The sequence below is a fragment of the Paracoccus salipaludis genome, assembly GCF_002287065.1.
GTDB lineage: Bacteria > Pseudomonadota > Alphaproteobacteria > Rhodobacterales > Rhodobacteraceae > Paracoccus > Paracoccus salipaludis.
The window spans coordinates 11,395-36,904 of record NZ_NSJZ01000018.1; the positions used below are offsets into that span (position 1 = coordinate 11,395).

The 25,510-nt window shown below is 66.5% G+C and carries 20 protein-coding genes and 3 pseudogenes; 10 read left to right on the top strand and 13 right to left on the bottom strand.

Annotation, left to right across the window (positions count from 1 at the left end):
* Nucleotides 1-159: 159 nt before the first annotated feature.
* Complete coding sequence (locus tag CK240_RS14865) at nt 160-828, top strand: GntR family transcriptional regulator (protein WP_205957862.1); 669 nt, start codon at nt 160-162, stop codon at nt 826-828.
* Entirely contained in the window at nt 825-1,529 is a 705-nt protein-coding gene (locus CK240_RS14870) for a GntR family transcriptional regulator (protein WP_095641124.1), read from the top strand. Before CK240_RS14865 ends, CK240_RS14870 begins: the two co-directional genes overlap by 4 nt.
* 331 nt (nt 1,530-1,860) lie before the next feature.
* Here the strand turns inward: CK240_RS14870 and CK240_RS14875 are convergent.
* Nucleotides 1,861-3,021, bottom strand: a pseudogene (locus CK240_RS14875) (IS3 family transposase).
* Nucleotides 3,022-3,278: 257 nt separating this feature from the next.
* Nucleotides 3,279-5,288 carry a BCCT family transporter gene (locus CK240_RS14880; RefSeq protein ID WP_095641125.1) on the bottom strand — a complete coding sequence of 670 codons (2,010 nt, stop codon included), beginning with the start codon at nt 5,286-5,288 and terminating at the stop codon, nt 3,279-3,281.
* Between the two features lie 380 nt (nt 5,289-5,668).
* Here CK240_RS14880 and CK240_RS14885 point away from each other — a divergent pair, with 380 nt between their 5' ends.
* The 3 genes from CK240_RS14885 (at nt 5,669) to CK240_RS14895 (ending at nt 7,406) form a co-directional block, all read left to right on the top strand.
* Entirely contained in the window at nt 5,669-6,145 is a 477-nt protein-coding gene (locus tag CK240_RS14885) for an MgtC/SapB family protein (protein WP_095641126.1), read from the top strand.
* Between the two features lie 251 nt (nt 6,146-6,396).
* Nucleotides 6,397-6,966, top strand: a complete 570-nt coding sequence (locus CK240_RS14890) for a DUF421 domain-containing protein (RefSeq protein WP_135058853.1) — start codon at nt 6,397-6,399, stop codon at nt 6,964-6,966.
* Nucleotides 6,963-7,406 carry a DUF2238 domain-containing protein gene (locus CK240_RS14895; RefSeq protein WP_095641127.1) on the top strand — a complete coding sequence of 148 codons (444 nt, stop codon included), beginning with the start codon at nt 6,963-6,965 and terminating at the stop codon, nt 7,404-7,406. The genes CK240_RS14890 and CK240_RS14895 overlap by 4 nt, the downstream gene beginning before the upstream one ends.
* 38 nt (nt 7,407-7,444) lie before the next feature.
* Here the strand turns inward: CK240_RS14895 and CK240_RS14900 are convergent, their stop codons facing one another.
* From CK240_RS14900 to CK240_RS14920, 5 genes are all read right to left on the bottom strand, one after another.
* Nucleotides 7,445-8,872, bottom strand: coding sequence for a DUF2254 domain-containing protein (locus CK240_RS14900; RefSeq protein ID WP_338048975.1), 1,428 nt, complete (start codon nt 8,870-8,872; stop codon nt 7,445-7,447).
* Between the two features lie 27 nt (nt 8,873-8,899).
* Nucleotides 8,900-9,601, bottom strand: coding sequence for a haloacid dehalogenase type II (locus CK240_RS14905; protein ID WP_095641129.1), 702 nt, complete (start codon nt 9,599-9,601; stop codon nt 8,900-8,902).
* Nucleotides 9,602-9,736: 135 nt separating this feature from the next.
* Nucleotides 9,737-10,096 carry a hypothetical protein gene (locus CK240_RS19010; protein ID WP_095641130.1) on the bottom strand — a complete coding sequence of 120 codons (360 nt, stop codon included), beginning with the start codon at nt 10,094-10,096 and terminating at the stop codon, nt 9,737-9,739.
* Between the two features lie 305 nt (nt 10,097-10,401).
* Complete coding sequence (locus CK240_RS14915; RefSeq protein WP_205957863.1) at nt 10,402-10,872, bottom strand: four-helix bundle copper-binding protein; 471 nt, start codon at nt 10,870-10,872, stop codon at nt 10,402-10,404.
* 222 nt (nt 10,873-11,094) lie between these two features.
* Nucleotides 11,095-11,709 carry a hypothetical protein gene (locus CK240_RS14920; protein WP_095641132.1) on the bottom strand — a complete coding sequence of 205 codons (615 nt, stop codon included), beginning with the start codon at nt 11,707-11,709 and terminating at the stop codon, nt 11,095-11,097.
* Between the two features lie 391 nt (nt 11,710-12,100).
* Here CK240_RS14920 and CK240_RS14925 point away from each other — a divergent pair.
* Nucleotides 12,101-12,355: pseudogene (locus CK240_RS14925) on the top strand (transposase); the annotation flags it as partial.
* Nucleotides 12,356-12,429: 74 nt separating this feature from the next.
* Here CK240_RS14925 and CK240_RS14930 read toward each other — a convergent pair.
* Nucleotides 12,430-13,784, bottom strand: a protein-coding gene (locus CK240_RS14930) for an IS3 family transposase (RefSeq protein ID WP_095641133.1) whose coding sequence is annotated in 2 segments (ribosomal slippage) — nt 12,430-13,445 and nt 13,445-13,784 — 1,356 coding nt in all. Because the reading frame shifts where the segments join, the coding sequence is not laid out codon by codon here.
* Between the two features lie 187 nt (nt 13,785-13,971).
* Between CK240_RS14930 and CK240_RS19595 the strand changes: the two are divergent.
* A pseudogene (locus CK240_RS19595) lies at nt 13,972-14,271 on the top strand (transposase); the annotation flags it as partial.
* A 27-nt stretch (nt 14,272-14,298) separates the two neighbouring features.
* On the opposite strand, the gene CK240_RS14940 reads toward CK240_RS19595, so the two are convergent.
* From CK240_RS14940 to CK240_RS14955, 4 genes are all read right to left on the bottom strand, one after another.
* A complete protein-coding gene (locus tag CK240_RS14940) occupies nt 14,299-15,660 on the bottom strand; it encodes a metal-dependent hydrolase family protein (RefSeq protein WP_205957864.1) in 1,362 nt (453 codons plus the stop codon).
* A 150-nt stretch (nt 15,661-15,810) separates the two neighbouring features.
* Entirely contained in the window at nt 15,811-17,166 is a 1,356-nt protein-coding gene (brnQ, locus tag CK240_RS14945; RefSeq protein WP_095641134.1) for a branched-chain amino acid transport system II carrier protein, read from the bottom strand.
* Between the two features lie 46 nt (nt 17,167-17,212).
* Entirely contained in the window at nt 17,213-18,370 is a 1,158-nt protein-coding gene (locus CK240_RS14950) for an amidohydrolase (protein WP_095641135.1), read from the bottom strand.
* 5 nt (nt 18,371-18,375) lie between these two features.
* On the bottom strand, nt 18,376-19,419 hold the full coding sequence (locus tag CK240_RS14955; protein WP_420818632.1) for an ornithine cyclodeaminase: 1,044 nt from the start codon (nt 19,417-19,419) through the stop codon (nt 18,376-18,378).
* A 202-nt stretch (nt 19,420-19,621) separates the two neighbouring features.
* On the opposite strand from CK240_RS14955, the gene CK240_RS14960 reads away from it, so the two are divergent.
* Nucleotides 19,622-20,290, top strand: a complete 669-nt coding sequence (locus tag CK240_RS14960) for a GntR family transcriptional regulator (protein WP_095641136.1) — start codon at nt 19,622-19,624, stop codon at nt 20,288-20,290.
* A gap of 305 nt (nt 20,291-20,595) precedes the next feature.
* Here CK240_RS14960 and ngg read toward each other — a convergent pair whose 3' ends face one another.
* The gene (gene ngg / locus CK240_RS14965) at nt 20,596-22,338 is read right to left on the bottom strand and encodes an N-acetylglutaminylglutamine synthetase (RefSeq protein WP_240517467.1); all 1,743 of its coding nucleotides are present in this window, start codon (nt 22,336-22,338) and stop codon (nt 20,596-20,598) included.
* A 209-nt stretch (nt 22,339-22,547) separates the two neighbouring features.
* Between ngg and CK240_RS14970 the strand changes: the two genes are divergently transcribed.
* Together CK240_RS14970 and CK240_RS14975 are read left to right on the top strand one after the other, a co-directional pair.
* A complete protein-coding gene (locus CK240_RS14970) occupies nt 22,548-24,323 on the top strand; it encodes an N-acetylglutaminylglutamine amidotransferase (protein WP_095641138.1) in 1,776 nt (591 codons plus the stop codon).
* Between the two features lie 3 nt (nt 24,324-24,326).
* Entirely contained in the window at nt 24,327-25,499 is a 1,173-nt protein-coding gene (locus CK240_RS14975; RefSeq protein ID WP_095641139.1) for an osmoprotectant NAGGN system M42 family peptidase, read from the top strand.
* Nucleotides 25,500-25,510 lie beyond the last annotated feature (11 nt).

The window sequence follows — 25,510 nt, forward strand, 5'->3', positions numbered from 1 at the left end:
ATTTCCTCCATCTCGGCCGTCTTGCGGCCTCCTCCACAGATATGCTCTAATATATTTGTGCAAATGACGCAATGCTTGTATGCGCTTGCGGCCGCCACCTCTTCTATCCATGGAGTCCGGGAGCCCGGTTTCGCTAGAATGGAGCGCATGAACACCGCCATGAGACAGCGCCGGTCGCGCAGCGACGAGATCTATGACGCCCTGCGCCAGATGATCGTCACGGCCCAGCTGCCGCCCGGTGCGGCGTTGGTGGAACGAGATCTCTGCACCTTGTTCTCGGCCAGCCGCACACCGCTCCGCGAGGCAGTCCTGCGGTTGGCTGGCCACGGGCTGGTGACGGTTGCCCCACAGCACGGCACGTTTGTCGCGTCCCTGTCTCCTAGGATGGTGCGGCTTGCCCATTTCCTGCGAGAGAACCTCGAACTCCCTGTGATCTCGCAACTTGCCGCGCAGGGCACCCCCGACCTGCGCGCCGCGCGCGCCACAATCATCGAACAGAAGCTGGCCGAGGCGCGCGACGACAGCGCGGCATTCATCCTGCTGGATGATCGGTTCCACCAGGCGCTGTTCGACGCGGCGGGACTACCCGAGGTTTGGGACGTGATCCGTGCCAAGAAGGCGCACCTAGACCGGATTGCCTTTGGGCAGGAACAGCGCCGCGGGTTCGCAACAGCCATTGCCCAGCACGAGCAGATCCTGAACGCCATCGAGATCGGCGATACCCAAGCGGCCGTCCGCTGCGCGCGGGACCATGTCGCCGCCCCTCTTGCCTATCTTGAGGAATTGCAGTCCGAGACTGACGCCCAAAGCGCGGCGGTCGGATCATGAACTGGCCCGGCGACATCCAGAACGGGATAGAGGCGGATTTGCGACGCCGCATCTGCATGCTCGAACTGCCGCCGGGCGCGGCGCTGTCGCGCGCGCAGCTGATGGAGGATTACGGCGTCAGCTCGACCCCGCTCCGCGACGCGCTTCTGCAGCTCCAGGCCGAGGGGCTGGTCGAGATCCACCCTCAGTCGCGGACCATGGTCAGCCTGATCGACCTGGACCATGCACGGCAGATCCACGTCATGCGGAACGCCTGCGAACAGGAGGCGGCGGCCGTGGCGGCCCGCCTGCACGACCCGGCCCTGCCGCGCGAGCTGTCCCAGATCATCGAGCTGCAGGTCGATGCTGCCCAGAACGGCGACCTTGCCGCCTTCACCCGACTGGATCACGCCTTTCACGACACCATCTTCCGGCATGCGCAGCTGGAAAAGGTTCGGCGCGTGCTGCGCCGCGAGTCCGGCCACATCGACCGGCTGCGGGCGCTGCACCTGATGCAGCCGGAAAAGACGGTGCAGATCGTTGCGGACCACACGGCCGTCCGCAACGCCATCGCGGCGGGCGATGAGGCCGCGGCCCGCACCGCAATACGGCACCATCTGTCTCAGTCGATCCTCATCAGCGAGAAGCTGCGCGAAGCCCGGCCGGAATACTTCAGCCACAATGTTCAGCCGAGTGACCGCCGTCCTGACTCGGCTGCCTAACACTACCTGCACCGAAGACTTTTTTTGATAATCGCAGACCCACAAGGTCCGCTCGTGGGCCAAAGGTGGCCTGTGGCATAGGCGTGCGCTGCGGCGAGCGACCAGACGCGGATCCGCCCCTAGTTGGAGCCGATCAACTATCGCACCGTACATGCTGAGCATTGCAGGCTTGGTGCAGCGACTTTGGAGCGTGATTTGTGCCTCTCTCAGGGCGTGATTGATCGAAGCTACACTGCTTCATGACGTCAAGGGTGTGGCCTGCCCCACTGAGGTAGTCCATTTCTGATCTTAGTGCATGACGGGCTGGTCCCACCCCGGAGCTTGGACCGGATCAGATGAGAACCTCCGGCGGGTTGGCGGCTCGGGGCGGCGCCTCGAGCCTTGATATCATGGTCTGCGGTGACCTGTCACCGATTGCGCCATGGGGTCTCACTTCGTTGTAGTGGCGGCGCCAGTTCTCGACCTTTTCCTGCGCATCGGAGAGATCCGGGAACCAGTGCTGGCCCAGGCGTTTCATCCGCACGATGGCGTTGAAGCTTTCGGCACAGGCGTTGTCGGTGGGTTTGCCCGGCCGACTGAAGTCCAGCACAACGCCCTTGCCGTAAGCCCAGAGGTCGAGTTCCTTCGAGGTGAACTGGCATCCCTGATCCACGCGGATCGCCTTCGGGTGCCCGTATGTTCGGCAGGCCTCGTCAAGCGCGGCGATCACCTCCATTGCCGTGGCAGACCGGCAGACGCGCATCACCGGGCACACTCGGCTCCAGGTGTCGATCACAGTCAGCACCCAGAGCCGCTTGCCCTCGAACGTCTCGTCGAACATCCAGTCCATGGCCCAGACCTGATCGGGTCCGGTGGCCTCACTGCGATCGCTGCGAAGCTTCGCCATCACCCGCCGCCGCGGCGGCTTCAGCCGCATCTGCAGCCCTTCAAGGTTGTATGACCGCCTGACCCGCTTGATGTTCACCGGCCAGCCCTCCCTTTGCAGCAGGATGTGAATGCGGCGGCAGCCGTAGCGCACATGGGTTTCGGCCAGCTCGCGGATGCGCTTTCTCAGAACGTCCTGCGGCGGCCGCTTCGAGGCGTAATGACAGGTCGAGCGCGGCGCCGGCACCGTCTGGCACGCCCGTCGGACGGACACCCCGAACACCGTCTTCACGAAGTCGATCATCTCGCGACACCGGGTCGGTACTAGATCTTTTTTCGGATCACCTCCGTCAGCATTTCCTTGTCGAGGCTCAGATCGGCGACCAACCGGCGCAGGCACGCATTGTTCGCCTGCTCTCTCGGACCAGTGGCGTTCGCAGGCTCACTCCTCAAGTTGCCTCAACCTGCGGTCCTCGGAGGGCATCAGCCCGCCATAGACCTTCTTCCAGCGGTAGAACGTGGCCTGGCTCACGCCCATCTTGCGGCACACCTCTTCCACTGGCGTCCCCGTCTCGGCCTGCTGCAAGGCAAAGGCAACATGCTGGTCGGTGAACTTCGATTTCTTCATCGGCTACGGCCCTCCAGGGTGGCCCATCGTAGCCGGACAACTCTCGCTCAGAGCGGCCCGATCTTTCGGGAAGGGACCACCCGTCCCCTGCACCCCGCGGGATGAGCAGCGTCTCTCACAGTTGCCGACGATAGCTGTTGGCAAGCAACTTGAAACAGACGACCCAGCCCAGCAATGTCCCGATGCTGGTCAGGGTCGTGATGACCTCGCGGTGATCTGCGATCCACTGCATCCACATGCCCCGCTGCCGCCGGGCTTCAGGTGGCACTTCCCCCATCGAGGCCCGCCTCGGGTTCATGCTCCGGCGCGCCCACGAGCAGCGCAGTCTCGGGCGACTGGACGAGCTTCAGGTAGCGCTCGAATTGCACCAGGACGTCGGCGACGATCTGATCCTGCGTCAATGGCATCACGTCGTAGCCCTGGCTGCCATCGCTGAAGAAAGTCCGGGCCTCGAACCGCATCTCGGGCTGTGCGGCTTCGAGGGGAGAGAAGGCCGCAAGCCGCCGCGATGCGGGCTGCACGCCATAGATGAAGTCGCGCCCGCCTTCCGAAGGAACCTTGAGGGCTGTCGATGACTCTTCACCGCCCTCGGACACGGTTGCCGCCATGCCTCGCTCCTTGAAAAGCGCCGCTACCTTTCGAAGGGCCGGCGTTACCGCAGCCATGATATGTTCCTTGACGTCGCGTTCATCCGGCGGATTCAGAAGAAGCGACAGCCTCCTCTGCAGGGGGGCGCCGGCCGCGGGATGGGCCTGCGGGGCCGCGAACCCGGCCCGCTGTTGCGCCAGATCGGCCTGCATGCCCTTGGCCAAGGCCCAGATCAGCACCAGCATGATGAAGGTGAAGGGCAGCGCCGTCGCGATCGTCGCTGATTGCAGTGCCCCCAACCCCCCCGCGGCCAGCAGCACCCCCGCAACCACACCTTCCAGCGAACACCAGAAGACCCGTTGCGCCGTCGTGGTATCGGTCCGTCCGCCCGCGGCGATCGTATCCACGACCAGAGATCCCGAGTCGGCCGAGGTCACGAAGAACACCCCGATCAGCGCCACCGCCAGGGTCGAGGTGACGGCCGGCAGCGGCAGGTATTCGAAGAACTGGAACAGCGCCACGGACATGTCGGCGGCGACCGCGGCCGACAAGGCCCCTTCCGCAACCGTGGTGTCGAGAAAGAGCGCGGTGTTGCCGAAGACGGTCATCCAAAGGAAGGTGAAGCCCGCCGGCACGCAGAGCACCGCGATCACGAATTCGCGCACCGTTCGCCCGCGCGAGATCCGGGCAATGAACATGCCGACGAACGGCGACCAGGAGATCCACCAGGACCAGTAGAAAAGGGTCCAGGCGTCGATCCAGGGCCGCGGCTCATAGGCATAGATGTTGAAGGTCCGCAGCAGGAAGCCGTCGAGGTAGAAGCCGATGTTCTGGACGAAATCGCGCATCAACAGCGCGGTGGGCCCGACCGCCAGCACGAACAGCATCAGCAGGACCGCGGTGGCCAGGTTCAGTTCGCTGAGAATGCGCACGCCCTTGTCCACGCCGGTGACGACCGAGATCGTGGCGGCCCCGGTCACGACGGCGATGAGGGTCAGCTGCACCAGCGCCGTGTTCGGAAGACCGATCAGATGCGTCAGCCCGGCGTTGATCTGCAGCACGCCGAAGCCCATCGAGGTCGCAACCCCGAAGATCGTCCCGCAGATAGCGAAGATGTCCACCGCATGGCCGATCGGACCATGGATGCGCTCCTTCAGCAGCGGATAGAGCCCTGAGCGGATTGTCAGCGGCAGGTTGTAGCGGTGGCCGAAATAGGCCAGCGACAGCCCGACCACGGCATAGATCGCCCAGGCATGGACGCCGTAATGGAAGAAGGTCACGGTCATCGCCTGCCTCTGGGCGGCGATGGTCATCGGCTCGGCATCGGGCGGGGCGGCGTAATGCGTCAGCGGCTCGCCCACGCCGAAATACATCAGCCCGATGCCCATGCCCGCCGCGAACAGCATCGCAACCCAGGACAGGAACCTGAAGTCCGGCGTCGAGTCGTCAGGCCCCAGCTTGAGATTCCCGAACCGGCTGGCGGCGAAGAAGACGACCGCGCCGAGGAAGATCGCCACCGCGAGCAGGAAAAGCCAACCGAACGACGCCAGGGTCCAGCCCTGCACGGCACCGAAGATCGTTTCGGCGCGTGCCGGAAGGAAGGCCCCGATTGCGACGAACATTCCCGTGATCGCGACGGAGCCGATGAACACAGGACGATTGATTACGAAACCGCGCATCAAATTGAAGCCTTCAAATGTGGGAGCAGGGTCGCGCTATACAACAACACGCAGTCGGTATCGGTTCTCGGAAAACAGATCAGGTGCCGCATCACGGCGCTGCAGCTTGCCGGAAAGGGTGCCTGAAACGGTGCCAACGTGGTGCGTATTCGTAGCAGGTTCGAGACGCCGGCTGCTCAGGGATCATGGACGTCACGTTGACGTCTCACGTTGACGTCCATGATCCCTGACCGAACCGCCGCTGACGTCATGCTTGCAGCAAATGGCAAGAAGGACCACATCCGGGCCGGCAGGGGGCGGTGTTCGCAGGTCGTGCCATCGGGTGGGCTCAATGCATCGGCTCACCGGAACTGCGTGCAAGACCAAGGCGTTCGGCCGTCATGGAGACTGGCGCGTTTCATCCTGTCCACCTGGCATGGCTCGACGTTTTCCTGCGGATCGCAGGCGCACTGGTCCTGTCGCTGGTGTTGGGGCTTGAGCGCTTCCTGCGCAGGAAGCCGATCGACTTCCGCCCATTCGTCATCATCTCTGTCGCCTCCTGCGCGCTTTCGGTGGGCATCATCGAGTTCGCCTACGGGACAAAGGACGAGACGATGTCCATTGACCCCGGCAGGGTGCTCAGCGGCGTCATGAGCGGGATCGGCTTCATCGGGGCCGGCGCCCTGTTCCGGGAGGACAAGACCGTTTATGGCGCGGGCTCGGCGGCCTCGATCTGGGCGTCGGGGGCGATCGGGCTGATCTGCGGCCTGGGCTATCTGTGGCTGGCGGCGATCCTCGCCCTTGTGCTGCTTGTCCTTCTGATCGTCAGCCGGCCGTTCACCGGGGACTACACCATCGGCAACAACGACGAGGGATAGGCACCTGCCGGCATGCAGGCCCAGGCGCTGAACAGGCGGCCCGGAGGGCGCAGAACTTCAGGGGCGATCGTGATGAGCCACAGGATCACCTTGCCCGCGCAAGCTGCAAGGCATGGCTTGGGAACAGGAGGCAATCCGGGAGACATGACGAAGCCCACGCCAGGACCCGATGTCGAAGCAGCCATCCTTGACCTGACCAGGCAGGTGGCGATGCGCCGGGGCGCTGCGCGGCAATCCGAAGGGAGTGCGTGATGTTCTTTGACGGTTGGTCCGACCTTCTGCGCATCCTGGTCGTGGGCCTGTGCGCCTACGCCGGGCTGGTGCTGATCCTGCGCACCACCGGCAAGCGCACCTTGTCCAAGATGAACGCCTTCGACTTCGTCGTCACGGTGGCCCTGGGTTCCACCCTGGCCTCGGCGGTGCTGAGCAGCGACGTGTCGCTGTCCGAGGCGCTGCTGGCCTTTGCATTGCTGTGCGGGCTGCAGTTCGCCATCACCTTCCTGTCCGTGCGATCGCGGCGCGTCCAGCACCTCGTCAAGTCCGAACCGGCGCTTCTGGCCTGGCAGGGCACCCTGCTTCCCGACGCGCTGCGGCGCGAGCGCGTCACCAAGGAGGAGATCCTGGCCGCCCTGCGCGCAAGCGGCAAGGCCACGCTTTCTACGGCATATGCCGTGGTGCTTGAAACGGACGGATCGTTCAGCGTCCTGGATTTCCCCGACAGCGGGGCGGGCGAAACGCTGCTCAATGTGCAGCGACCCGCCGGCGCCTCGGGCCTGGACCTGGACGCCCGTTTCCCCAGCCAACCGGGCAATCAGCCATGACCAGCCTTCCCGCCGCAGATCCCGTGCTGGAGCCGACTGCCTGGGGCCGTGCCCTGGCGTGGGCGCTGGCGGCCGTGATGCTTGTCGCCAACCTGGCCGGTTACGCCCTGGATCTTTACCAGCGCTTCTGGTGGTTCGACCGCGTGCTGCACGGGGGCACGATCCTTGCGATCACCTTCTGGCTCGGTCTTTTCTTCTGCGCCCGCCGCCTGCATCCCAGCTATGGCCGCGATCTCGTGGCCGTGTTGCTGCTGGCCTGCGTAGGCATCGCGATTGGGGCGCTGTGGGAGGTGGCCGAGTGGGGCGCCGATCTTGTCCTGCCCGGTGACGTGATCAAGGGCAAGCACGACACCATCATCGACCTGATCATGGACACGGCGGGCGCGCTGGCAGGGGCAGCCCTCGCCATGCCCTGCCTGCGTCGGCGGCCGGCCGCGTGAACGGCGGGCCGGGCCGCCGCCCGGCCAGATTGCCCGGATCAGTCACCGCGGTCCCGGCCTTGGGCCCGAGGGCCGGCAGAGGCATCGATGTCCGCCGCATCGAAGATTGCGGCCCTGGCCCGCGCTTCGGCCCGGATCGCCCGGACCAGTTCCAGAAGCGTGGCCCGCTCGTCCGGGGCGCGGGCGGCCACTGCCTCCATGGCGGACACAAGACGGCGAACCACGTCGGCGTCGCCGACCCCATAGCGTGCCACTGCCCGAAAAATCGGCAAGGCAAGTTCGTCCAGCCCGCGCCCCCTTGCCACAACACGCGCCGCGCCCGTCTTGTCGCAGCGGATGGCCGAGGGAGTCTCGCGTCCCGCCAGATGGCAAAGCGCCTCTTCCAGCCGATCGATGCAATAGCAGGCCGTCGTGGGATCGTTGATCCCGGGCGACAGGGCGCGCTGCGCGATCTCGACGATCCGCCACAGCGAGAAGGCGAGGTCCTGCCGCGGCGTTCGGTCCTCGCCCAAGGCCACGGCCGCCTGCAATTCGTCCACCAGAGCGTCGGATACCTGGACGAGCGGCGCGACAGTAAGGAGCGCGTCTCCCTCGCACACGAAGCAGCCCGGCCGGGCCTCTACCCGCACCACGACTCCGTGGCGGGCGGCAACGGCAAGAAGCGCCTCGTCATCCATGGCCTGCACGTAGCCGCCCTGGCCTGCCGGCACTGCCTGGCCATTCCGGTCAAAGTCGGGAAGCTGCGCCGCGGCTGATCGCGCATACCCAGGCGCGCGCGACGCCCCCTCGCCGATCCGCGCGGGATAAAGGCGGTCGATCGCGTCGCGTGTTTCCGCAGCAAGCCCGGACAGCACCGACTCCAGCCGGATGGCATGGGCAGTGTGATGGATGAAGAAGATCAGCACCGCCAGGCTGGCGATGGCCAGGGCAAAGCCCGTCGCGACCGAAAGATGGGGGACGAAGCTTGCCTCGTCGGTGCCGCGCACTGTCCGCAGCACCAGCAGGCAGTAGACGAAGGTACTGATGAAGGTGCCCAGCACGATCTGGTTGCCGCGGTCGCGCAGGAAGCTGCGCAGGAGCCGCGGCCCGAACTGCGACGACGCAAGCTGGAGCGTCAGCATGGTCAGCGAGAAGGTCAGGCCCGCGACCGTGATCATGGACGAGGCGATGGCCCCCAGGATGGCGCGGGCGCCCTCGGAGCCGAAGGTCAGGAACCAGCCCGGCTTCGTGCGCAGGTCGATGCCGATCCAGACATCGACCTCGACCATGACGAAGGACAGCACGATCGCGCCTGCTGCCATGACAGAGGGCAGAAACCAGAAGCTCGCCCGAAGACGCTCCAGAAGCTGCAGAAGACCGGAAGCCGAGAAATTGCCGAGAATGGAAGCCTCCCAAGGCAGATGATGCCGGAACTGGAGAATGGCCCTGTCACTGTTCCGGTCCGACTTCGTCCCGACAGGCACCACAGAACGCAAGGAAACGCAGTCAGCGGATCAGGCTTTGCCGTTCTCCATTTCATGGGCCAGACTCGGCAGCGCCTGCAGGTCCGACAACTCCTGCGCGGGCCGGCCATGCAGACGGTCCATGGGTGCACCCTCGCGGTTCACCCATATCGACCGGAAGCCGAAAGCCGCCGCCGCGCAGGCGTCCCAGCCGTTCGACGACACGAAGCCCGTTTCGGCAGGCGCGGTGCCGAAGCGGGCGCCCACCATCGCGTAGACCGCGGGATCGGGCTTGAAGACGCCCACCTCCTCGACAGACAGGACCGCATCCAGCAGGGGCGCGATCCCGGCCGAGGCCACCGCTGCCTGCAGCATCGCGGGCGAGCCGTTCGACAGGATCGCCAGCGCGAAGCCCCGATCTTTGAGCCTGCCCAGCACTTCAGGGACTTCGGGAAAGGCAGGAAGCTCGAAGTAAAGATCCAGCAGGCGCTGCCGAAGCTGCGGATCAGCCAGCGCTTCTACCTCCAGCGTCCAGTCAAGCGCGTCCTGCGTGACCTGCCAGAAATCGGCATGGGCCCCGGCGACCGCCCGGATCCAGCTGTATTCCAGCTGCTTGCGCCGCCACTGGCCGGCAAGGGCTGTCCAGCGGTCGGCCCAGGCCTCGGCGCCGGGCTCGGCCGCGGCACGGCGGGCGGCGGCGGTCACATCGAACAAGGTGCCATAGGCATCGAAGACGAACAGCCGTATCGCCATTCAGGATTTTCCCCCCGGTGAACGTGGTGCCGAGCAGCGGGTGGCACTGCAGGCCTGCCTTGCAGATACAGGCTGACCGCGGGGGTCCGGTTCCATCCCCGGCAGACTTCTGGAACGCGATGCGGCCGCCCCCTCTCATAAGGCCGGCAGAAGGGCGGCGTAACCGGCCGCGCCGCCGGCGAAGGCCCAGAAGCGGCTCTGCCGCTGGCTCGGAACCTCCTCCTTGAGCACGTTGAGCACCACGCCGCCGCCCAGAAAGGCGGTCAGCGCCGCCACCCCGGCCTCGGGCAGTCCCGTGACAAGCCCGAGGATCCAGCCGCCCGCGAACGAGGCCATGTGAATCCAGAATACCCGCGGACTCGTGGGTGCCGCTGTCCCGTCCTCCGGGGCGCGGCCTGCGGGCACCGGCGCGCCCTGCCGGCGCGCGCGGGAGATCTTGGCCAGCAGGCCACGCCCGTAGAAGGCGAGAAGCCCGGCAAGGGCGATCAGGAGCATATGTCGCCGGCCAGGGCCAGGCCGCCCGTCAGCTCGCCCGCCGCCGCCGCGACGGCCGCCTGGCTGGCAGCGAGATCAGGCAGGGAATGCACGGACACATAGCCCCACCGAGACGCCGCCCGCGACCGACAGCCAGAGGGTCCGCGGCGTCCCCTCGAGGAACTTGAGGGAGGGCGTTGCGACATGGACGAGGACGAGAAGAACCAATGCCGCCAGGACGCGGGAACGAAGTTCGGCATCCGCGTCAGTCTTCCGAGGCGTCGGGATCGCCGCCCGGTGGCCCGGGCGGCTGCCCCGGCCAGCCGTCAGTGCAGATCGCCCAAGGCATCGCGGCAGGCTTCGGCGCACCGCATGCAGGATTCGGCGCAGATGCGGCAATGCTCGTGCATGCCGGCGTGCTTGCGGCATTCCTCGCCACAGGCCCGGCAGGCGGTGCCGCAAGCGTCGATCACCGCCCGGATGACTTCGATATTAGAACCGGTGCGGCGGCTTGCGATCGCGCCTGCGGTCGCGCAGATGTCGGCGCAGTCCAGGTTGAGGCGGATGCACTGCCGAAGCTGCTCGACCATGGGCTCGGCCAGGCAGGCATCGGCGCAGGAGGTGCAGACCGCGGCACAGTCGTGGCATTCCTCGATGCAGCGCAGGAGCCTGCCGGCCGTGTGGCCCTTCACCTCGGGATGGGTGGCGATCATCTGCTGGATGTGCATGTCGGTCTCCTTCTGACTGGAGAGGCGCAAGAACCCCTTGAGCCAGCCCAACCCCTGCAGTGCCGCCATGTTCCGAAAAAGGCCGGGTTGCAGAGGGGCAGGGGCCATTGAGCCGCCAGGCCGGTCCTGCGCGACTCGGAAGGAATCGTGGCGCTTCGCGGCATTGCCCGACTGGCAAGGCTTCGGACCCCTGGCCTGGAAGGCCAAGGGTCAGTCGTCGGGTTTCATGCGTCCTGACCAAGAGGCAAGGTTTCGGCCGGCTCATCCTGACGGCCGCCTGCGGTCTTCCGGTCAGCGGTCCCTTTCGAGATCGGTGACCAGCTTGCGCCGCCCGCGCCTGCTTCTGATCTGCCGGGTGCTCAGCTCCTGTCCCGCGATCTGCCAATCGCCGTCACGCTCGTGCAGAACAAAGGTTCTGCGGGCGCCGACGGGAAGGTCTTCGGAGCCGTAGATGCCGATGACCTCGATGGTGATCGACCGCAACGGCAGGTCGGACGGATCGCCTGCGGCGGACGTCCGGGACAGGGCCTGTCCCGCCAGGCTGCCGAATGATCCCAGATCCCGGCTTTCGCCGCTTGCCAGTGGTCCCTGACGCGTCCAGCGGCCGGCATCCTCCACGATCCTCCCGCCACCGTCGCGGATGTCGGTCACGGCTCTGACGGTCGTTTGTGACGGCGTCTGCAGCGTGACCAGGACGCTTGCGACATAGACGGCTCCCGAACTCATGTTGGTCAGGAAGCAGCGGGCGTCCAGCCCGTCGCCCGCTCCGCGCGTGATCAGCAGGGTGGCGCGCAACTGGCGGCGATAGCTGTTCACGAAGACCTGCAGATAAACCACCCAGACGAGCAGCGTTCCGATGCTGGTCAGGGTGGTGATGGTGTCGCGGTGTTCTGCAATCCACTGCATGTTCTTCTCCCGGCTGTCGCCACACTGCAGAGGCCACCCCGCCCATCCGCGCGGCGTCGTCCCCGGATCATGCTCGGGCGCTGTCACCGGCAAGGCGGTCACGGGCAGCTCGACGAGCCGCAGACAGCGTTCGAACTGCGCAAGAAACGTTTGTATGTTCTCGATTCAGGAGCGGGCGCCAGCTGCCTGGCGCCCGTTCCTGACAGGCAACTCGCAAGGTCTCAACGGGCTGCTGCGCGGGCCTGTTCCAGCCAGCCGTCCACGGTTGCGCGGTTTTCCGCGTTCCAGGTGGCTGCATGGGCCGCGATGTCGGTGTCGCCGGCGTTTGGTCTGCCCCCTGAAAAGCGGTCCTCCCTGAAGTAGGCTTTCGGGCCAGATGGAGGACGAAGGAATGTCCCAGAAGAAGCACAAGCCCGAGGAGATCGTCGCGAAGCTCCGGCAAGTGGACGTGCTGGTGTCGCAGGGCCAGTCGGTGGCCGAGGCGGTGCGCTCGATCGGCGTGACCCAGTTCACCGATTACCGGTGGCGCAAGGAGCATGGCGGGCTGAAGAGCGACCAGGTCAAGCGGTTGAAGGAGCTGGAGAAGGAGAACGAGCGGCTGCGGAAGGCGGTCTCTGATCTCACGCTGGAGAAGCTGATCCTGCGCTTGTCCGTTGTCAGATGATTTGAGACTGCCGGCGTCGCTCAGGATCGGAGGGTCTGGTCCATCTGGGGGTGAGGTTAGGCTGTTGCGGCGTGATGCTGCAAGCGCCGTTGGGTGAGGGTCTTTCGCTTGATCCGCGCCCGCTCGGCCAGGATGGCCTCGCCGCGGCCGAAGTGGACGTCGGCCGCGGTGAGGTTACCCAGGCTCTCGTGGGCGCGGCGGTGGTTGCAGTGTTCGACAAAGGCTGAGACCTGCTCCTCGAGGGCGCCGGGAAGGTAGGAGTGCTCGAGCAGGATGCGGTTCTTCAGCGTCTGGTGCCGGCGCTCGATCTTGCCTTGGGTCCGGGGGTGCCGGGGGGCACCCCGGATGTGGGTCATGCCCTGGTCTTCAAGCCACTCCGCCAGCTCACCTGCGATGCAGCTCGCGCCGTTGTCGCTCAGGAGGCGCGGACGGTGCCGCACCCTCACCCGGTCGAGCCCCGAGGCGGTCAGTGCCGGATTCAGGGTGGCAGTGACATCCTCGGCCTTCATCGTGGAGCAGAGCCTCCAGGCCACCACGAAGCGGGAGAAGTCGTCGAGCACGGTGGACAGGTGGTACCAGCCCCAGCCGGCAATCTTGAGATAGGTGAAGTCCGTCTGCCGGAGCTGGTTCGGGGCCGTGGTCTTGTCGGTGAATTCGTCGGCGGCCTTCACGACGATGCAGGCCGGGCTGGTGATCAGGTCCTGGGCCTTCAGGAGGCGGTACACCGACGCCTCGGAGACGAAGTACCGCTGCTCGTCGGTGAAGCGCACGGCCAACTCGCGGGGCGAGAGCTCCGGCTGCTCCAGAGCCAGTGCGATGACCCTGGCCCGGACCTCGTCCGGGATGGGGTTCCAGATCCGGCTTGGCCGGGAGGGGTGGTCCTCCAGCGCCTCGGGTCCGCCCCTCTGGTAGAGGTCGTACCACCTGTAGAAGGTCGCTCCCGGGATCCCGAGCTTCTCCAGGGTGCGCCGGACCGGCAGGCGGGACTGCTCCACGAGGCGGATGATCTCGGCCTTGTCGGCTGCGGGGGACCTCATGCGTCGTCGTCCCCAGCCCCGCTCATGCTTTTTTTGAGCAGGCGGTTCTCCAGGGTGAGATCCGCCACGACCTTCTTGAGCGCGCTGGCCTCGCGGCGCAGTTCCTTCACCTCGTCCGACGTGGCCGCCCGGGCGGTGTCGCCCGCCAGGCGGCGCTTGCCAGCCTCCAGGAACTGCTTGGACCAGCCGTAGTACATCGAGCTGCTGATGCCTTCGCGCCGGCACAGCTCGGCGATGCTGTCCTCGCCGCGCAGGCCTTCCAGCACGATGCGGATCTTTTCCCCGGCGGAGAACTGGCGGCGCGTCGCGCGCCGGATGTCCTTCAGGACGGCCCCTGCGGGCGCCTTCTTCGTTGCCCCGGATGTCTGCTTCATCTTCGCTCCTTGGCGGCTACGATGAACCAGTCATCCTCCTCTCATGAAATGCCCCGGTCTGTCTCATGGGCGCTGATCCGGGACATGTGGCGGTCAGTTGCCCGCCGCCAGCCGGTTGCTCTGACAGTGCCCCGAGGCGGCATCCTTGGCTCGGCCGGTGCGGGAGTGGTTGGCCGATCAGGCGGCGGTGGTCCCGACGGACACCGGGCAAAAGCGAGGATCGCCGGCGGCGCTGTCGCGCACCGATTCCGCCGCCGCCTGGCCGGCGCGCACGGCCTGCGGCCGATTCGGCTACGCGCTCAATCTCCTGATCGACACTCCAAGCGGAGTCGCGCTCGACGTGCAGGCCAGCCCTGCCCGCTTCGCGTCCGAGGTGGATGCCGGACGTGACATGCTGAGGCGGGCTCTAGAGCGGTTCGGCTACCGCCCGAAGCGCGTCGCAGCCGACGGCGCCTACGGCAGCGCCCCCTTTCTGGCTTTCATGCGCGACCACGGTGCGCTTCGGGCATGGCCTTCAGCCGAGCAGGTTCTTGTGCACTTGGCCGCCCTTGATGATGACCGCAAGATTGCGGTCGGGGTCCGTCAGCAGGTTGATGTCCTGCGTGGGATCGCCCTCGACCAGCAGCATGTCGGCCCAAGCACCGCGTTCCAGCACCCCCAGCCGTGCCTCGCCATAGGGATTGCGGCGGCCGCTGAGGGCGAACAGCTCACAGTTGCCTGAGGTGGCAATCCGCAGGGCGCCGGCGTTGCCGAAGACACGGGCGAAGCGGGTCAGCAGTTCGGACTGCTTGTAGGTTCCATTGGGCTGGAACAGCATGTCCGTCCCAAAGGCGACACGCGTCCCGTGCAGGCGCGCCCATTCCACCACGCGGTCCCAGTGGCTCGTGGGCTCGGCCTTGGCGATCTGCTCGGGGGTCAGGGGGTTGTCGCCCTCCTCGAAGGGCTGGATGCTCAGCCAGACGTCGCGCTCGGCCATCAGGCGGACGGTGTCCTCGTCGGCGATATGGCCGTGCTCGATCGAGCGCACGCCCCCCTCGATCGCGCGCCGGATGCCGTCCACCGTATAGACATGGGCGCAGACATAGGTGCCCCAGTCGGTGGCCGCCTGCACGGCGGCGCGGATTTCTTCCGGGGTGTATTGCAGGGTGTCGATCGGGTCGGAATCCGAGATCACGCCGCCGCCGAGCGAGATCTTGACCTGGCTCGCCCCGCGCCGGAACTGCTGGCGGACGGCCGCGGCGACCTCGGCCGGGCCGTTGGCGATCAGGAAGGCGCCGATGTCCTCGTAGCGCGAGCGCGCGCCGCCCAGGGTCGCGGTGTTTTCGTAGGCCGCGGTGAAGTCGCCATGCCCAGCGGTCTGCGAGATCAGCGCGCCGCTGGGATAGACCCGCGGGCCGGGGATGCCGCCCTGATCGATCGCCTGCTTGAGGCCGAAGGTCGGGCCGCCGGTGTCGCGGATGGTGGTGAAGCCGCGCATCAGCGTACGCTCGGCCTCGGCCACGGCATAGGCGTACATCAAGCCGGTATCTGCGGCCACCATGTTGGCCATGCTGTTGGGGGCGAAGACCATGTGCCAGTGGGCGTCGGTCAGTCCCGGCATCAGCACGCGCCCGGCCCCGTCGATCACCTGTGCGCCCTCAGGCGGCTGAATCTGGCCCTCGGAAACCTCGGCGATCTTGTCGCCCAGGATCAGCAGGTGCCCCGGACGAAGCTGGTCGTTCAGCCCGTCGAAGATGCGCACGTTGCTGAGCAGGGTCGCCGGTTCCGGCGCGGCCGTTTGCGCCGCCGCAGGCCGCCCCCCGGTCAGGAGCGCCGTGGTGATGGCGCCCCCGAGCGCGAGCAGCGTCGATCTGCGGGTCATCGGACTGGTGGTCATGGCCGACTCCTGTTGTTCATGGCGGGTCGCGGTGCGCCGCCGTTGCCTTCAGCCTTGGTCAACTCTCCGGCAGCGCCGGCCGCTCGCCCCTGCCGTGTTTTTCTGACCGGCCCATGCGTGCCGTCGCACGGGCCGGGGCGGGACATGCGTTCAGCCCGCCTCGGGCTGGTGATCGACGCCGGCGCGGCCGGTCGCCGACCAGATCGCGCCACCGATCAGCATCCCGACGACGGCGGGGATGACCCAGGCGAAGCCCTGCCCGGCCAGCGGGATCGCGGCATGGGCGTGCTGCAGCCATTGCGGCAGCGTGAAGCCCAGCATCGACCCCGACAGGCTGAGCGAGTCGTAGATCCCGATCGCCACGGTGGCGACGGCCATGCCCTTCCAGACCCCGTCATTGACGAGGCGGCGAGGAAAGAGGCCGAGGATCGCGATGCCGATCGCCACGGGATAGATCAGCATGAAGATAGGCCCGGCCATCCAGATGATGTAATCGACGCCGCCGAAGGCCTGGAACAGCGCCACGACCGTGGTGACGATGGCGCCGGTGCGATAGCTCACGCGGTCACGGGTCCATTTCGCGATATAGGAGGCCATGACGGCCGTGGCGCCCACCGCCGTGGTCAGGCAGGCGAGGACCACGGCGACGGCCAGCGCTGCGGCGCCCAGGTTTCCCGCCAGCCGGGCCACGAGGCCGGTCAGAAGCGCCGATTGGGCGGTGTCCTCGGGAAACAGGCCGCTGCCGGTCGCGCCGAGGTATTCCAGCCCGCCATAGACGATGAGCAGCCCGGCAAAGGTGATGGCGGCCGCGCCGATCAGCATCGGCACGAAGGCGCGCGGGTTGTCGTGGTTCTTGGCCCTGATCGCGTCGATGAAGATGACGCCGAACAGCAGGCCGGTCAGCACGTCGCCGGTCTGGTAGCCGGTGATGAAGCCGTAGTGGAACGGGCTCGCCTGCCGCGAGGGGACCGGCTCGCCCAGGGGGGCGACGAAGGCCCAGGCGACGATGCCGACCAGAAGGACCAGAAGCGCCGGGGTCAGATACTTGCCGATCTTGTCGATGACGCTGCTGCGGTCGATCGCGAAGAACAGCGAGATCGCGAAATAAAGGATCAGGAACGCAGTCTTGCCGGCCACGCCCGAAGCCGCCGGCACCAGTTGCGCCAGCCCCGTCTCAAAGGCGACCGCGCCCGTGCGCGGGATGGTGACAAGCCAGGCCACCAGCGTCATCGAGACCACCAGAAGCAGCGTCCCGAACCAAGGCGCGATGGGCCGGGTCAGCCGCTCGAAGGTGCCGCCGCGCAGGCCCACGGCCACGACCCCGAAGGTGGGTAGCAGCATCCCCGTGACCAGCAGGCCCAGCAGGCCCCATTCCCAGTCGGCGCCGGTCTGAAAGCCCACCTGCGGCGGGAAGATCAGGTTTCCGGCGCCGAAGAACACCGCAAACATGGCGAAGCCCACGACCAGCATGTCGCGCCACATCCGCGGGCTTTTCATCATTGTCATCCTCTGCTCCTCCCCATTGGCATCAGAATGTTCAGTGGGCGCGCGGTCAGCCCAGGATCTCGCGCGCGGCGCCGGTCAGGATTTCCGCCCCGATCGGGATTAGATCGTCCGGGAAGTCATAATCGGGGTTGTGCAGCGCGCTGACCCCGGTGCCCGCCCCCAGCAGGATCATGGCCGTTTGCGCGGTCTCGCCGAAGCGGCCGAAGTCCTCGGACCCGCGATAGGGTTCGGGCATTTCTTCCCGGCGGACCTGCCGGGCGTCGAGGACGCGGCGCATGATGGCCGTCGGCTCGGCGTCGTTGGCGGTGCAGGCGAAGTCATCATGCCAGTCCAGCGTGACCTTCAGCCCCGCATCCCGCGCGATCCCGCGCGCCAGCGCCTCGGCCTCGGCGCGCAGCCGCGCCATCCGCTCGGGCATCAGCGCGCGCAGCGTCGCCTGCAGCTCGGCCCGGCCCGGCGCGATGCCGTAGCTCGGCTCGCCCAAGCGGGCATGGGTCACGGTGACAAGGGCGAAATCCTCGTCCATCGAGCCGCCCGGCCCCAGCGCGGCGATGCGCCCGATCAGCGCGGCCAGCGGTTGCGCGGGCGAGTTCCCCGTCTCGGGCTGCGAGGCATGGGCGGTGCGCCCGTCCAACTGCACCCGCACGCCCACCGAGGCGCAGAACATCGGTCCCTCGCGGAGTCGCGCCTCGCCCAGGGGGATGCCGGGCATGTTGTGCCAGGAAAAGGCCATGTCGGGGCGCAGCTCGGCAAAGCGCGGGTCGGCGATCACCGCCGCCGCGCCCGAGCCGTCCTCCTCGGCCGGCTGGAACATCAGCACCACGCGCCCGCGCGCGGGCCGCTGCCGGGCAAAGGCATAGGCGCAGCCCAGAAGCGAGGCCGCGTGCCCGTCGTGACCGCACATGTGCCCGCGCTCCGGGATGGTCGAGGCATGGGGCACGTCGCCCGTTTCCTCGATCGGCAGCGCGTCCAGTTCCGCCCGCAGCATGACCGTGGGGCCGGGCGCGGCCCCGTCGAAGATGCCGGCCACGCCATGCCCGCCAAGGTCGGTCACGACCCGGTCCGCGCCGATCTCGCGCAGCTTGGCGGCCACCCTGGCGGCGGTCTCGCGTTCCTGCCCCGAAACCTCGGGTGTCTGGTGCAGCAGGTGCCGGAACCCGGTCAGATCGGCGATCTCGCGGTTGGTCAGAAAGGTCCCCTCCATGCCGTTCAGGCGACCTTCAGCGAGGCCGACCGGCGGTCCAGCATCCCGAACAGGTCGCGCGGATCGTCCGGGTCGGCCAGCAGGTCGAGGTTCTGGTAAAGATTCGTGCCGCGGATCTTGTCATGCACATAGCGCAGCGCGCTGAAGTCCTCGGTGGCGAAGCCCACGCTGTCGAACAGCGTGATCTGGCGGTCGTCAGTGCGGCCCGGAGCTTGGCCCGTCATCACCCGCCAGATCTCGGTCACGGGGAAGTCCTCGGGCATCTGCTGGATTTCGCCTTCGATCCGGGTCTGGGGCGGGTATTCCACGAAGACGTCCGAGCGCAGCAGGATGTCCTTGTGCAGTTCCGTCTTGCCGGGGCAGTCGCCGCCGATGGCGTTGATGTGGACGCCGGCGCCGACCATGTTGTCGGTCAGGATCGTCGCATACTGCTTATCGGCGGTGCAGGTGGTGATGATCTCGGCGCCCTGCACGGCTTCCTGCGCCGAGGCGCAGGGGATCACGGTCAGCCCCTTGCCGGCAAGGTTGCGGGCCGCCTTGGCGGTCGCCTGCGGGTCGATGTCGTAAAGACGCACGGTGTCGATGCCGCAGATGGTCTTGAAGGCGAGGCACTGGAACTCGGACTGCGCGCCGTTGCCGATCATCGCCATGGTGCGCCCCCCCTTGGGCGCGAGGTATTTCGCCACCACAGCCGAGGTCGCCGCCGTGCGCAGCGCGGTCAGGATGGTCATCTCGGTCAGCAGGACGGGATAGCCGGTATCGACATCGGCCAGTACGCCGAAGGCGGTGACGGTCTGGCGGCCGCCCTGGAAGTTCTTGGGATGGCCGTTCACGTATTTGAAGCCGTAGGCCTTGCCGTCCGAGGTGGGCATCAACTCGATCACGCCCTCGTCCGAATGGGCGGCGACCCGCGGCGTCTTGTCGAAGCTTTCCCAGCGGCGGAAGTCTTCCTCGATATAGCCGCCAAGCTCGGTCAGCACGGTCTCGACACCGATGCCGAGAACAAGCCGCATCATGTCGTCGACGCTGACAAAGGGTACCAGGCTCATGGGACCCGGTTGCGACGCATTCATCATGGCTTTCCCTCCTTCGCGAAGGGCGCCAAGCCAGAAAAGCCGCAACCATCCGCTGTCACATATCCTTCATGTACAGCAGAATTCCTTTTCTGACAACTGTTGACAGTTTAATTTCTCGCCTTTTCCTGTTTTCACGTGCAGACTCGCGCTCGCACGAGGGCAAAGAACCAGAGACATGAACGACACAGGCATGATCAGGCTGCACCATCCGAGTCTGTCGGACACCGTCCGCGAGGAGCTTGTCCGCCTGATCGTGACGGGCTTGCTGAAGCCAGGGCAGCGCCTGAACGAGGTCCACTTGGCCGAGCGGCTGGGCGTGAGCCGCGGCCCCATCCGCGAGGCCGCGCGCGAACTGGAAGGACAGGGGCTGATCGTCAGCCGCCCTCGGCTGGGCTTCTATGTCGCAGACTTCAGCGCAACCGAGATCGTCGATCTTTACGAGATCAAGATCTGGATCGACCGGGCGCTGATCCAGGACGTGATCCGTTACTGGCCGGACGAGGCGCGCCAGGCGACGCTTGCCGGGATCGACCTGATCGACCGCTCGGCCAAGCTGCCGTTCTCACGCTCGCTTTTCGAGTTCCGCGGGCAAGTCGTCGAGCGGATCCACAACCGTTACCTGGCCGAGCACGCGCTGTCGCTGTATCGCAAGTTCTACATCGTGACCGCCCTGATCGACGTTCCCGACGAGGCCGAGCGCATCGACCGCATCATCGCCACGCTGCGCGGCTTCTGGTCGGCGCTTGTGGCGGGCGAGGCCGAGGACGCGCGGCGGATCGCGGAAGAAGACACGGCCTACTGGACCCGCGACCTTCCCGCGCGCTTCGTTGCCTGCATGGGCTGAGCCCGGGCCACAGCCGTGCGCAGGCCCACCCTTGGATGACGTGCAGCCCGCGCGCGCGACGGCCACGGCCGGCGTGCCTTGGCGACGACGCAGGGCAGACAAGTGACGACCTCAGGACCTCAGCCGAGCCAAAGGGAGTTTTTTCAACAGCCTCGGTATGAATCGGGCAGATTCGACGTCGGTAAATGCACCTCGAAATGCGGTGACCGTCTCACGCGCAGTCTTCTTTTCGAAGCAGCTTCCGTGATCCCCTGCCAGGCACACGACGACCGAAGATTGGTGAAGTCCTCCAGCCGGTTGAAAGCCTACTTCAGGGACGACCACTTTTCAGCGGGAAGACCATCCCGTGCTGCATCTTTCGGTGCGGGGATCGAGAGCGGAAACAGCAGGTCGATGAAGCGCTCCGCTGTTGGCTGGGGTTCATGATTGGCCAGGCCCGGGCGCTCGTTTGCCTCGATGAACACGTAGTCGGGCTGGGTCGGGGATTTCACGATCAGGTCAATGCCGGTGACGGGGATGTCGATGGCGCGCGCGGCGCGGATGGCGGCCTCGATCAGCTGGGGATGGGTCTGGTCGGTGACATCATGGATCGTGCCGCCGGTGTGCAGGTTGGCCGCCTTGCGCACCATGACCTCTGCTCCCTCGGGCAGGATGTCGTCGAGGGTGTGGCCGTTCTCGGCAAGGCAGGCCTCGGTCTCGGCATCGACGGGGATGGTGCTTTCGCCTCCGGTGGCGGCGCTGCGGCGGCGGCTTTGCGCCTTGATCAACTCGTAGATGGTGTCGCGGCCATTGCCCACCACGCGCGGGGGGCGGCGCAGGGCGGCAGCAACCACGCGGTAGTCGATCACCACCAGGCGCAGGTCCTCGCCTTCGTGGAACTCTTCGACCACGACATCGGCGCAGTAGGTGCGGGCGCGGGCAATGGCCTCCTGCACCTGTTCGGGGGTGGAAAGGCCGACAGAAACGCCGTTGCCCTGTTCGCCGCGCGCCGGCTTGACCACGACCTTGCGGGCGTCCTTCAGGAAGGCGCGGATCGCTTCGGGGTCGGCCTGGATGATCTGGCGCGGCACGCGGACGCCTGCGGCCTCGACGATCCGGCGGGTGACGCGCTTGTCGTCGCAGATCGACATGGCCACGGCAGAGGTGAACTCGCTCAGCGATTCCCGGCAGGCGACGGTGCGGCCGCCGTAGGTGAGCTTGAAGAAGCCGCCCTCGGCGTCGATCACCTCGGTATGGATGCCGCGGCGCAGGGCCTCCTCGACGATGATACGGCCATAGGGATTCAGGTCGGCGGCCGGATTTGTGCCGGCATAAAGCCTTTCGTTGATGCGGTTCCTGCATTTCACCGAGAACACCGGGACGCGGACGAAACCCAGCTTTTCGTAAAGGGCGCTCGCCTCGGCATTGTCCTGCATCACCGTCAGGTCGAGATAGGCGCGGCCCAGAGCGCGGAAGCGGTCGGCAAGCGCGCGCACGAGATATTCGCCGACTTTCCCATGCGGGGCCGAAGGCGCGACGGCCAGGCTCCAGAGCGAGGCGCCGCCCGTGGCATTGCCGAAGGCCTCGACATGATCCACCCCCATCACTGCGCCGAGGATCTCGCCGCTGTTGTTGTCCTCGGCCACGAGAAGGGTCACGGGGCCGTCGCTGCCGTTGAAGCTGGAGGGCAGGGGGATCATGCCCCGCGCGGCATAGACATTGCTGGCGCCCTGGGCATCGGCCTCGTCCTTGAGGGGGCGGATGTGGAAGGGCAGGCCATCGGTGGAAAGCGGAGCGTGGTCCGAAAGGTCGAGCCGATAGCAAAGCGACGGGTCGAGGAACAAGGACTGCGGCGCGCCGGCAAGCACCATCTGCGGTTCGTCGACGTAGAAGGCGATGTCGCGCTGGCCGTCCTGCTCGGACCGGAGGGTCGAGACGAGCGTGGCCGTGTCGCGGAAGGTGTTCGCGAAGATCAGCCGGCCCCATCCGCAATCCACGAAGGCGTTCTCTTTTTCGCCGCGCGCCGGCGTGTCCGCTTCTTGCTGCATCAGGGTAAGTCTGTCTGCCACTACGCTCTCCGTTGGCCCATGCTCTTGGGCGCCCGCTTTCAGTCCGCATCTGTTCGCCGATGCCCCATAGGAACAGGGGAGGGGCCGCTTTGTTCCAGAAGGCCGAGGGCGGAACCAATCCCGGAGGTGGCTGTTGGTCCCGCCAGTGGACCCGGCAGGTAGCTGACTGGGTTGCCCACTATTGGAAGTACTGAAAGGAACCCTCTCTCATGTGCGGCATTTGCGGCGAGATCTTCTTCTCCGACAACAAGGCGTCGGAGCGCCGCCTGCAGGCCATGACCGAGACGATGGCCCGGCGGGGGCCGGACGGGTCGGGGATCTTCGTTCGCGGCCCCGTGGGCTTCGGGCACCGCCGCCTCATGGTGATCGACCCGACAGAGGCCGGGGCCCAACCCTTCGTGATCGGGGAGCTTGGGCTGTCGCTGGTGTTCAACGGCTGCATCTACAACTATCCGCAGTTGCGGCGGGAACTGCAGGAACTGGGCCACAGCTTCCGTTCCACCTCGGACACCGAGGTCATCCTGCGGGCCTGGTCGCAATGGGGTCCGGCCACGGTCGATCGGCTGATCGGCATGTTCGCCTTTGCCGTGCATGACTGGAAAAGCGGGTCCGTGACGCTGGTGCGCGACCGTTTCGGGATCAAGCCGCTTTATTACGCTGAAGTGCCGGGGGGCCTGCGCTTCGCCTCGACGCTGCGGGCGCTGCTGGCGGCGGGCGACGTGGACCGCAGCATCGACCGCGTCGCCCTGCATCACTACATGACCTGGCACGCCGTGGTTCCGGCGCCCCGGACGATCCTGGCGGGGGTGCGCAAGCTGCCTGCCGCGACGATCCGCACCTACGAGGCGGATGGCCGGCACAGCGACCGCGTCTTCTGGCAGCCCGACTTCACCCGCTCGGCCGAGGACGAGGCCCGCCCGGCAGAGGAATGGCGCGACATGGTGCTGGAGGCGCTGCGGGTGTCCGTGCGCCGGCGGATGGTGTCGGACGTGCCGGTGGGCGTGCTGCTGTCGGGGGGCGTGGACAGTTCGCTGATCGTCGGGCTTCTGGCCGAGGAAGGGCAGCGCAACCTTGCCACCTATTCCATCGGTTTCGAGGAGGCGAAGGGCGAGAAGGGCGACGAGTTCGTCTATTCCGACCTGATCGCAAGGCACTACGGCACCAATCACCACAAGATCTTCATCCCCAGCGAGGAGATGCGCGAGAACCTGCCCGGCGCCATCGGGGCCATGTCCGAGCCGATGGTGTCTTATGACAACATCGGGTTCTATCTGCTGTCGCGCGAGGTCTCGAAGACGATCAAGGTGGTGCAGTCGGGACAGGGCGCGGACGAGGTCTTCGGCGGCTACGACTGGTATCCGCCGCTTGCGGGGTCCTCGGACCCGGTGGCGGACTATGCCGCCGCCTTCTTCGACCGCTCGCACCAGCGGCTGTCGATGCAACTGTCGCCCGACTACATGGCCGACCGGGACGAGAGCCTGGGTTTCGTGCAGGCGCATTTCGCGCAAGCCGGTGCCGATGATCCCGTCGACAAGGCCCTGCGCCTCGATACCAACGTGATGCTGGTGGACGACCCGGTGAAGCGGGTGGACAACATGACCATGTCCTGGGGCCTCGAGGCGCGGGTGCCCTTCCTCGACCACGAGCTGGTGGAACTGGCGGGCCGCATTCCCGCCTGGCACAAGCTGGCGCAGGGTGGCAAGGGCGTCCTGAAAGAAGCGGCGCGGCTTGTCATCCCCTCCGAGGTGATCGACCGGCCCAAGGGCTATTTCCCGGTGCCCGCGCTGAAATACATCGAGGGGCCGTATCTCGACATGGTGCGCGACGCCCTGACCGCGCCCGCCGCACGCGAGCGCGGGATCTTCCGCGAGGATTGGCTGGAGCAGCTGTTCGCCGCGCCCGCCGATCACATCACCCGGCTGCGCGGCTCGGAACTGTGGCAGGCGGCGGTGCTGGAGATGTGGCTGCAGGACATCGGGGCCTGAGCGATGACCGAGGCAACACCGCGGCTGGCCATCGACATCGACTATCTTGGGGCGCAGCTTGCCGCGCTTCTGCAGATACCAAGCCCTACCGGCTATACCGACAGCGTGGTGCGCCATGTCTGCCACGAACTGGAATCGCTGGGCTTCGACTACGTCCTGACACGGCGCGGGGCAATCCGCGCCCACATGAAGGGAGCGCAGCCGAAGGGCGCACGGGCCATCGTGGGCCATGTCGATACGCTGGGTGCACAGGTGAAGGCGCTCAAGGCCAACGGGCGCCTTGAACTGGTCCCCATTGGTTCATGGTCGGCTCGCTTCGCCGAGGGGGCACGCACGACCATCTTCTGCGAGCGCGGCACCTACCGGGGAACGATCCTGCCCCTGAAGGCTTCGGGCCACACCTATGCCGACGAAATCGACACCCAGCCCACCGGCTGGCCCCATGTGGAACTGCGCGTCGATGCCCGTGCCCAGACACACGATGACCTCGTTCGGCTGGGAATCGACGTGGGGGATATCGTGGCCATCGACCCGCAGCCGGAGTTCCTCGGGAACGGCTTCATCGTGTCGCGGCACCTGGACAACAAGGCGGGCGTGGCGCTGATGCTGGCCGCGCTGAAGGCGATGAAGGACGGGCCTGAGCCGCCGGTGGACGTCTACTGGCTGTTCACCATTTCGGAAGAGGTGGGCCATGGCGCCGCGTCGATCCTTCTGCCGGACGTGGCTTCGATGGTGGCGGTGGACAATGGCACTTCGGCGCCGGGGCAGAATTCGTCGGAATTCGGCGTCACGATCTCCATGGCCGACATGACGGGTCCGTTCGATTACCACCTGACGCAGAAGCTGGTGAACCTGTGCCGGGCAAACGACATCCGCTTTCGCAAGGACATCTTCCGCTATTACCGCTCGGACAGCGCCTCGGCAATCGAGGCGGGCGCGGATGTGCGGACCGCGCTTGTCACCTTTGGCATCGATGCGAGCCACGGATATGAGCGGATCCACATGCATTCTCTGCGGTCAGTTGCGGAACTGCTGACAGCCTATGCCCTGAGCGAGGTAGAGATCACCCGGGATTTCGAGCCTGTCGGCCCGTTGGAGGGATTTACAAAGCAATCCTCAGAACCGGCAGGTCAGGCGTTGACGGCCCACAAGCCGCCGCCGCCCCGCAAGCGATAGGTGTATGGTCC

Coding starts and splice junctions, on each gene's coding strand:
- CK240_RS14865 (WP_205957862.1), top strand. CDS start 160: ATGAGACAGCGCCGGTCGCGCAGCGACGAGATCTATGACGCCCTGCGC.
- CK240_RS14870 (WP_095641124.1), top strand. CDS start 825: ATGAACTGGCCCGGCGACATCCAGAACGGGATAGAGGCGGATTTGCGA.
- CK240_RS14880 (WP_095641125.1), bottom strand. CDS start 5,288: ATGCGCGGTTTCGTAATCAATCGTCCTGTGTTCATCGGCTCCGTCGCG.
- CK240_RS14885 (WP_095641126.1), top strand. CDS start 5,669: ATGGAGACTGGCGCGTTTCATCCTGTCCACCTGGCATGGCTCGACGTT.
- CK240_RS14890 (WP_135058853.1), top strand. CDS start 6,397: ATGTTCTTTGACGGTTGGTCCGACCTTCTGCGCATCCTGGTCGTGGGC.
- CK240_RS14895 (WP_095641127.1), top strand. CDS start 6,963: ATGACCAGCCTTCCCGCCGCAGATCCCGTGCTGGAGCCGACTGCCTGG.
- CK240_RS14905 (WP_095641129.1), bottom strand. CDS start 9,601: ATGGCGATACGGCTGTTCGTCTTCGATGCCTATGGCACCTTGTTCGAT.
- CK240_RS19010 (WP_095641130.1), bottom strand. CDS start 10,096: ATGCTCCTGATCGCCCTTGCCGGGCTTCTCGCCTTCTACGGGCGTGGC.
- CK240_RS14915 (WP_205957863.1), bottom strand. CDS start 10,872: ATGGCGGCACTGCAGGGGTTGGGCTGGCTCAAGGGGTTCTTGCGCCTC.
- CK240_RS14920 (WP_095641132.1), bottom strand. CDS start 11,709: ATGCAGTGGATTGCAGAACACCGCGACACCATCACCACCCTGACCAGC.
- CK240_RS14940 (WP_205957864.1), bottom strand. CDS start 15,660: ATGACCACCAGTCCGATGACCCGCAGATCGACGCTGCTCGCGCTCGGG.
- brnQ (WP_095641134.1), bottom strand. CDS start 17,166: ATGACAATGATGAAAAGCCCGCGGATGTGGCGCGACATGCTGGTCGTG.
- CK240_RS14950 (WP_095641135.1), bottom strand. CDS start 18,370: ATGGAGGGGACCTTTCTGACCAACCGCGAGATCGCCGATCTGACCGGG.
- CK240_RS14955 (WP_420818632.1), bottom strand. CDS start 19,419: ATGAGCCTGGTACCCTTTGTCAGCGTCGACGACATGATGCGGCTTGTT.
- CK240_RS14960 (WP_095641136.1), top strand. CDS start 19,622: ATGAACGACACAGGCATGATCAGGCTGCACCATCCGAGTCTGTCGGAC.
- CK240_RS14970 (WP_095641138.1), top strand. CDS start 22,548: ATGTGCGGCATTTGCGGCGAGATCTTCTTCTCCGACAACAAGGCGTCG.
- CK240_RS14975 (WP_095641139.1), top strand. CDS start 24,327: ATGACCGAGGCAACACCGCGGCTGGCCATCGACATCGACTATCTTGGG.